This is a genomic window from Streptomyces sp. NPDC025273 (assembly GCF_040638585.1).
Lineage (GTDB): Bacteria > Actinomycetota > Actinomycetes > Streptomycetales > Streptomycetaceae > Streptomyces > Streptomyces cinereorectus.
The window spans coordinates 81082-88259 of record NZ_JBEZYP010000023.1 but is presented as its reverse complement, the minus strand read 5'-3'; the positions used below and the strand labels follow the sequence as shown (position 1 = coordinate 88259).

The following is a 7178-nucleotide window of genomic DNA, read 5'->3' as shown; positions in this document are numbered from 1 at the left end:
TTTCACCGGGGCCCTCCGGGCGCTTCCCTTCGTTCTTGCGTTTCCGACTCTATCAGACTCTTTCGTGTCCGATTCCCGGTCGAAGCGGGTTTCGCTTTCCAGTTCTTCGCTTTCGCGTTTCCCTTTCCGGCGAGTCCGACTCTATCAGATCCTTTCGGGCCTGATTCCCAGTCAGTGGGGTTTGTCTTCCCGGCTGTTGGGCCGTTCCGACGCTCAAACTCTAGCGGATTCTCCCGGCGGCTCATAATCGAGCCTTCGATTTGAATTCCGGCATGCCGAAATTCTCCCCGATGGGAGGCCGTACTGAGTTTTGGTTGCCGCATTCGCGGCGGGATCGGCTGCCGCGGCTCCGTTCCGGCTCCGTGACAACTCGAAGAACCTTACGGATCGACCAGGGGTGTGTCAACCCCGTGTCAACCCCTCCATGGGGGGCCTCCCGGCCCCGTCAGTCCAGATCCGTGAGCCGGCCGCCGGCATCGGGCTGGGCATGTTCGACACGGCGCAGGAGGCGGATCAGGATCTCGCCCAGGGCTCCCCGCTCGTCGCCCGCCAGGTCCTGGAGGAGGTCCTCCTCGAAGGCGGTGGCCATACGCATCGCCTCGAGCCACTTCGTACGTCCCTCGTCGGTCAGCTCGACGATGACGCGCACCCTGTTGTTCTCGTCCCTGTCCCGGGTGACCAGACCCTCGCCGGCCATGCGGTCGATGCGATGGGTCATGGCAGCCGGTGTGAGCCCCAGCCGCTTGGCGAGCTCACCCGGACCCAGCCGGTACGGGGCGCCTGCCAGGACCAGGGTCTTGAGGACCTCCCACTCGGCGTTGCTGATGCCCAGGGCGGCCAGCTGTCTGCCGTACGCGACGTTCATCCGGCGGTTCAGCCGGCCCAGGGCGGAGACGACCTGTTCGACCTGCGGGTCGAGGTCGCGGAACTCGCGCTGGTAGGCCGCGATCTGCTCGTCGAGGCTCGGCTCGTGAAGCTCGGGCTGCTCGGGGGTGTCAGACATGGCGGGCAGTATCGCACGCTCCTCGTCGGCTTCGAAGTCCTTCGCCCTGTAGTGTTGAGCTTCTAATTTTAGTGCTAAAGTCTACGAGTCTGTGTTCTTAAACGTTCTTCGAATCTTGAGGTAGGTGAGTGTGACCAGGGAGCTGGGTGCAGCGCTGCGGCGGATCCAGGTGGGAAGCGCGCTGAGCGCGTTCGGCCTCGGGTTCACCGTCCCGTATCTGTATGTCTACGTGGCACAGGTTCGGGATCTTGGTGCGGGTACGGCGGGTGTCGTACTGGCTGTCTTCGCCATGGCAGCGCTGGCCGTCCTGCCGTTCACCGGGCGGACCATCGACCGGCGCGGACCGCTGCCCGTGCTGATCGTCGCCGCGGGCACGGCCGCGGTGGGAGCCGCCGCGCTGGGTGTGTCGAGCAGCGTGGCGACGGCTGTCCTCTCGGCCGCGGTCCTCGGAGCGGGTACGGCGGTCATGCAGCCGGCGCTCGCCACGATGCTGGTGTGGTGCACGAGCGCCTCCACCCGTACGCGTGCCTTCGCCATGCAGTTCTTCCTGCAGAACCTCGGTCTCGGTGTCGGCGGGCTGGCCGGCGGGCAGCTGGTCGACGTCGGCCGGCCGTCGAGTTTCACCCTGCTGTTCCTGATCGAGGCCGCGATGTTCGTCGTGCTCGGGGTGGTGGCCGCCACCGTGCGTATGCCGCACACCGCCTCCGTCCACGGCGCCAGGCCCACCGACGGCTCCGCGCCCAAGGCCGGGCTGCGGCTGCTGCTCTCGCACAAGGCGATGGTGCAGCTCTGTGTCCTGGGCTTCGTGATCTTCTTCGCCTGTTACGGGCAGTTCGAGTCCGGCCTCGCCGCCTACGGGACCGAGGCCGCCGGGATCGAGCCGTCGACGCTCGGTATCGCGCTGGCCGCCAACACCGCGGTCATCGTCGTCGCGCAGTTCGTCGTACTGCGGCTCGTGGAGCGCCGGCGGCGCAGCCGGGTCATCGCATGGGTCGGTCTGATCTGGGCGTTCGCCTGGATCGTGGCGGGATACGCGGGGCTCGGGCACGGCAGCCAGACCATGGCGACGGCCGCGATGATCTCGACGTACGCGCTGTTCGGGCTCGGCGAGGCGATGCTGTCGCCGACCGTCGCGCCGCTCGTCGCCGATCTGGCGCCGGAAGCCATGGTCGGTCAGTACAACTCGGCGTTCGCCCTGGTGAAGCAGCTGGCCCTGGCGGTCGGGCCGGCCGTGGGCGGGCCCATGGGTGCCTCGCTGCACGGGCCGTACATCGTGACCTTCGTGCTGTTCTCACTGGGCATCACCGTGCTGGCGCTGAAGCTGGGCCGCCGGCTCACCGCCGTACAGGACAAGCCGTCGCTGGTCACGGTGCCCTCGCGGGTGGTGGCCGTGTCACTTCCGGAGAGCGAGCCGGTCACCGCTCCCGCCGCCGCCCACTGAGGCGGCGCCTCACCGGCTCATCCGGGGAGGGCGAATTCGCACCACACCGCCTTGCCGCCGCCCGGGGTGCGACGGCTGCCCCAGGACGAGGCGATCGTCGCGATGATGGAGATGCCGCGACCCGCCTCGTCCGCGGGTTCCGCGCGGCGGCGGCGCGGCAGGTGGTCGTCCCCGTCCGTGACCTCGATGATCAGGCGGCGGTCGGTGCGGCGCAGGCCGAGCCGCATGGGCGGGGTTCCGTGCTGGAGCGAGTTCGCCACGAGTTCGCTCGCGGCGAGGACGCCCAGGTCGCAGAGCTCCATGGGGAAGCGCCAGGAGGCCAGGACCCCGGTGGCGAAGGCCCGGGCCCGGGGTGCCGCCTCGATGCCGCCGAGCAGTTCGAGCGAGGCGTTGTGGAACAGCTCCGCGCTGGTGCCCGTGCGGGCCGGGTGCTGGACGACGAGCACCGCGACGTCGTCGTCGTGCTCGGCGGTCACCCCCAGGGACCGGATGAGCCGGTCGCAGACCACCTGGGGCGCCCCCTTGGCGCCGGACAGGGCGCGCTCCAGTGACGCGAGGCCCTCGTCGATGTCCTCGCTGCGGCGTTCGACCAGACCGTCGGTGTAGAGGACAGCCGTGGAGCCGGGCGGCAGGGCGATCGTCCCGGAGGTGTGGACCCAGCCGCCGGTGCCGAGCGGCGGTCCGGTCGGGTCCGCCGCGCGGTGGACCGTTCCGTCCTCGTCGCACACGAGGATCGGGAGATGGCCGGCGGAGGAGTAGACGAGGTGGCCCTCGTTGGGATCGTGCACCGCGTAGACGCACGTGGCGATCTGGCTGGCGTCGATCTCCGCCGCGAGGACGTCGAGGAGCTGCAGCACCTCGTGGGGCGGCAGGTCCAGGCGGGCGTAGGCGCGGACGGCGGTGCGCAGCTGGCCCATGACCGCGGCGGCCCGGACGCCGCGGCCCATCACGTCGCCGATGACGAGCGCGGTGCGGCCCGCGCCGAGGGTGATGACGTCGTACCAGTCGCCGCCGACCGCCGCGTCCGTGCCGCCCGGCTGGTACGTGGCGGCGATGCGCAGGTCGTCGGGCTGTTCGAGCTCCTGCGGGAGCAGGGAGCGCTGGAGGGTGACGGCCGTTTCGCGGTGGCGGCGCTCGCTGGCCCGGAGCCGTTCCGCCGCCTCGGCGTGGTCGGTGACGTCGGTCGCGTACAGGAGCACGCCCGCCTCACCCGCTCCGTCCCCGCTCTCCGGGGCGCCGGCGGCCACCGGGGTGCAGGTCACGGTGTACGAACCACCCGTGAGGACCTTGCGGGACTTGACCGTACGCGGCGTGCCGCTGCGCAGCACCTGGTCCATGAGGGGCAGCAGGCTGAGCTCGGACAGCTCGGGCATGGCCTCGGCTGCGGTCACACCGCACGGGCGTGGGCCGAAGGCCGCCGTGTAGGCGTCGTTGACGTACGTGATGCGGTGCTCGGGCCCGTGGAGCAGCGCGACCGGGGCGGGGAGCCGGCCGAGGATCTCGCGGGCGGTGAGGGATTCCAGGGAGGGGCCGGCCGCGGAGGGTTCCGGCGGGTCGTCCGGCGGCGCGGGTGCGGTCCTGGTGCGTACGGACTCGGCGCGGGCGGCGGGTACGGAGTTGTGGTCGTCCCGCGCGGCGGCTCGACGCTGCGTTCCGGGAAGGCGGGCACTCCAGCGCGTGAAGTTCACGGAATTTCTGGCCTCGTGTGTCGGTCTGGTCCGCTCGGGCGAGCTGCTTCGTCGGCCGGTACCTGTGCCGGTCGTTGCCGTACGTCTGCCGGGTCGGGGCACCGGGGCGGTCCCCCGGGAAGGCGCTGCCGGGTCTCTTCGTGCTGGTGGTCGGCGACGGTCACTGTAGGTGACTGTCGACCGGGTCACTCTGCGCAGGTGTGGCCCCACCTATGGTCACACGCCCGGAGTGACCGACCGTACTGACAGTTGTCGTACGACTGTGGGTACGGCCGCCGAACCGCGGCCGTTCTCCGACGGTCGGAGGCGGTCAGCGGTGGTCGGAGGGTGTCCGGGGGAACCCTCCCGTGGACGGTGGATCAGCCGGATGTCCTCGGCGGGCCGTCGTCCTTCGGCGGGTTGGCGCCGGGGCGTCCGCCGTTCCCCTCGCTCCCGAAGTGCCCGGGGTGTGCGTGGCCGCGGGCAGCGAGCGCGAATTCGGCACGCGGGTGTTCGAGGGAGCCGAGGGAGACGATCTCGCGTTTGAAGAGTCCGGCCAGGGTCCACTCGGCGAGGACGCGTGCCTTCCTGTTGAAGGTGGGCACCCGGCTGAGGTGGTACACGCGGTGCATCAGCCAGGCCGGATACCCCTTGAGCTTGCGGCCGTAGACATGGGCCACGCCCTTGTGCAGGCCCAGCGAGGCGACGGATCCGGCATAGGAGTGCCGGTAGTTCTTGGCGGGCTGTCCCGCGAGCGTGGCGAGGACGTTCTCCGCGAGGACCTTGGCCTGACGGACCGCGTGCTGGGCGTTGGGCGCGGTCTCCCTGCCGGGCTCCGAGGACGTGAGGTCGGGTACGGCCGCCGCGTCCCCGGCCGCCCAGGCGTGTTCGACGCCGTCGACGCGGAGCGCGGCGGTACAGCGGAGCCGGCCGCGCTCGGTGAGGGGCAGGTCGGTGGCGGCGAGCAGCGGCGCGGGTTTGACGCCCGCGGTCCACACCAGGGTGCGGGTCGGGAAGCGGGATCCGTCGCTGAGGACCGCGATCCGGCCCTCGCAGCTGTCCAGCCGGGTGTCGAGCCGTACGTCGATGTTGCGGCCCCGCAGTTCCCGGACGGCGTACTTGCCCATCGCCTCGCCGACCTCGGGCAGGATGCGGCCGGTCGCCTCGACCAGGATCCAGCGCAGGTCCGTGGGCTTGATGTTGTGGTAGTACCGCGAGGTGTAGCGGGCCATGTCCTCGAGCTCGGCGAGCGCCTCGACGCCCGCGTACCCGCCGCCGACGAAGACGAAGGTGAGGGCCGCGTCGCGGATGGAGGGGTCGCGGGTCGCGGAGGCGATGTCCATCTGCTCGATGACGTGGTTGCGGAGCCCGATGGCCTCCTCGACGGTCTTGAAGCCGATGCCGAAGTCGGCGAGACCGGGAACCGGGAGGGTGCGCGAGACGGATCCGGGCGCGATGACGATCTCGTCGTACGGGATCTCGACGGCGCCGGTGCCGTCCTCGCCGGTGGCGAGCGTCGTGACGGTGGCGGTGCGCTTGGCGTGGTCGACGCGCTCCGCCTCGCCGATGACGATCGTGCAGTACTTCAGGACCCGGCGCAGCGGCACGACGACATGGCGCGGGGAGATCGAACCGGCCGCCGCCTCGGGCAGGAACGGCTGGTACGTCATATAGGGCTCCGGCGTGACCACCACGATCTCGGCCTCACCACTCTTCAGTCTCCGCCGCAGCTTCCGCTGGAGACGCAATGCGGTGTACATCCCGACGTAACCGCCGCCGACGACGAGAATGCGTACACGCGGCCTGGTGCCGGGGGTCGTCCCCCGGGAATCTGGAGCCATCACCATCCCATGACGCACCGGAGTCCGGTGTTTGTCCACAGGCCCGGCAAATTGTGTGACCGGAGCGCTTCGATCACCCGGCGGGGAACGACCACCGTGTTTCCCGGCAGCACCGCAGGTCAGGCATGGCGGAAGGGTACGCGAACACAGGGTGAATCGGGCGTCAACCGGCTCTTGCTCCGATCGGGGGGCGCTCCGTGCGGAACTACCCTCTTCTGAATTGAGCCGGGCTCAACTATGTTCGTACCCGGTCGGGGTGTCTGATCCGCACACCGGCTGACACGGCGGGGAAGTCTCCGGGGGGAGACGTCATGACCGGGGGAAATTATGCACATTCAGGATTTGCATGAGCCGAGTACTGTCACTTCTTCTTCGGAGGGCCACGGGCGGCTGAGCGCGGTGGGAGCGGTCGCGACGCTCGCCGGGGGCGGACCGGTGGGGACCACGGCCCGCTCGGCGCCGCTGCGCGTCGACGCGCAGCGCAATCTGGAACACGTCCTGCGCGCCGCACGTGAGGTGTTCGGCGAGCTGGGTTACGGCGCGCCGATGGAGGACGTGGCACGCCGCGCACGGGTCGGAGTCGGAACGGTCTACCGGCGTTTCCCGAGCAAGGACGTGCTGGTGCGTCGGATAGCCGAGGAGGAGACCTCTCGGCTCACCGACCAGGCGCGATCGGCTCTGGGGCAGGAGGACGAGCCGTGGTCGGCGCTGTCCCGTTTCCTGCGGACGTCGGCGGCCTCGGGTGCGGGCCGGCTGTTGCCGCCCCAGGTGCTGCGGGTCGGTGATCCGGAGGATCCGGCCGCCGCGCCGGGACCGGCCGACGCCGAGACGCGGGTCCCGCATCAGCGGCAGGGGGTGGGACAGTCCGATCTCCGGGAGGTCGCACCGCGCTCCACCGCCGAGGAGGGACTCGACGACGACTCCGGCGCGGCCGAGTTGCTCGAGGTCGTGGGCCGACTGGTCGACCGGGCGCGCGAGTCGGGTGAGCTGCGGGGCGATGTGACGGTGGCGGACGTGCTGCTGGTCATCGCCACGGCGGCACCGGCACTGCCGGATCCCGCGCATCAGGCCGCCGCTTCCGCGCGGCTGCTGGACATCCTGCTGGAGGGCCTGCGCTCTCGGCCCGCGTAGGTGAGTGATCCGTTTCCGGCCGGGTCCGGGCGGTGTCCGTCCTTCACGGGGCGGGCGTGCCGGGCGGGCCCGCCGGGCGGACACCCGTACGACTG

Annotated in this window: 5 protein-coding genes; 2 read left to right on the top strand and 3 right to left on the bottom strand. The window is 70.6% G+C overall.

Going from position 1 to position 7178, the window contains the following annotated elements; genetic code table 11:
• Positions 1–445 precede the first annotated feature (445 nt).
• A complete protein-coding gene (locus AB0F38_RS28395) occupies positions 446–1003 on the bottom strand; it encodes a MarR family transcriptional regulator (RefSeq protein WP_361899225.1) in 558 nt (185 codons plus the stop codon).
• Positions 1004–1133: 130 nt separating this feature from the next.
• Between AB0F38_RS28395 and AB0F38_RS28390 the strand changes: the two genes are divergently transcribed.
• Complete coding sequence (locus AB0F38_RS28390; protein ID WP_361899231.1) at positions 1134–2444, top strand: MFS transporter; 1311 nt, start codon at positions 1134–1136, stop codon at positions 2442–2444.
• Between the two features lie 17 nt (positions 2445–2461).
• On the opposite strand, the gene AB0F38_RS28385 is transcribed toward AB0F38_RS28390, so the two are convergent.
• Positions 2462–4132, bottom strand: coding sequence for a SpoIIE family protein phosphatase (locus AB0F38_RS28385; protein ID WP_361899223.1), 1671 nt, complete (start codon positions 4130–4132; stop codon positions 2462–2464).
• A gap of 359 nt (positions 4133–4491) precedes the next feature.
• Positions 4492–5952, bottom strand: a complete 1461-nt coding sequence (locus AB0F38_RS28380; RefSeq protein ID WP_361899220.1) for an FAD-dependent oxidoreductase — start codon at positions 5950–5952, stop codon at positions 4492–4494.
• Between the two features lie 327 nt (positions 5953–6279).
• Between AB0F38_RS28380 and AB0F38_RS28375 the strand changes: the two genes are divergently transcribed.
• Positions 6280–7083, top strand: coding sequence for a helix-turn-helix domain-containing protein (locus AB0F38_RS28375; protein ID WP_361899217.1), 804 nt, complete (start codon positions 6280–6282; stop codon positions 7081–7083).
• Positions 7084–7178: the final 95 nt, after the last annotated feature.

Coding starts and splice junctions, on each gene's coding strand:
- AB0F38_RS28395 (WP_361899225.1), bottom strand. CDS start 1,003: ATGTCTGACACCCCCGAGCAGCCCGAGCTTCACGAGCCGAGCCTCGAC.
- AB0F38_RS28380 (WP_361899220.1), bottom strand. CDS start 5,952: ATGGCTCCAGATTCCCGGGGGACGACCCCCGGCACCAGGCCGCGTGTA.
- AB0F38_RS28375 (WP_361899217.1), top strand. CDS start 6,280: ATGCACATTCAGGATTTGCATGAGCCGAGTACTGTCACTTCTTCTTCG.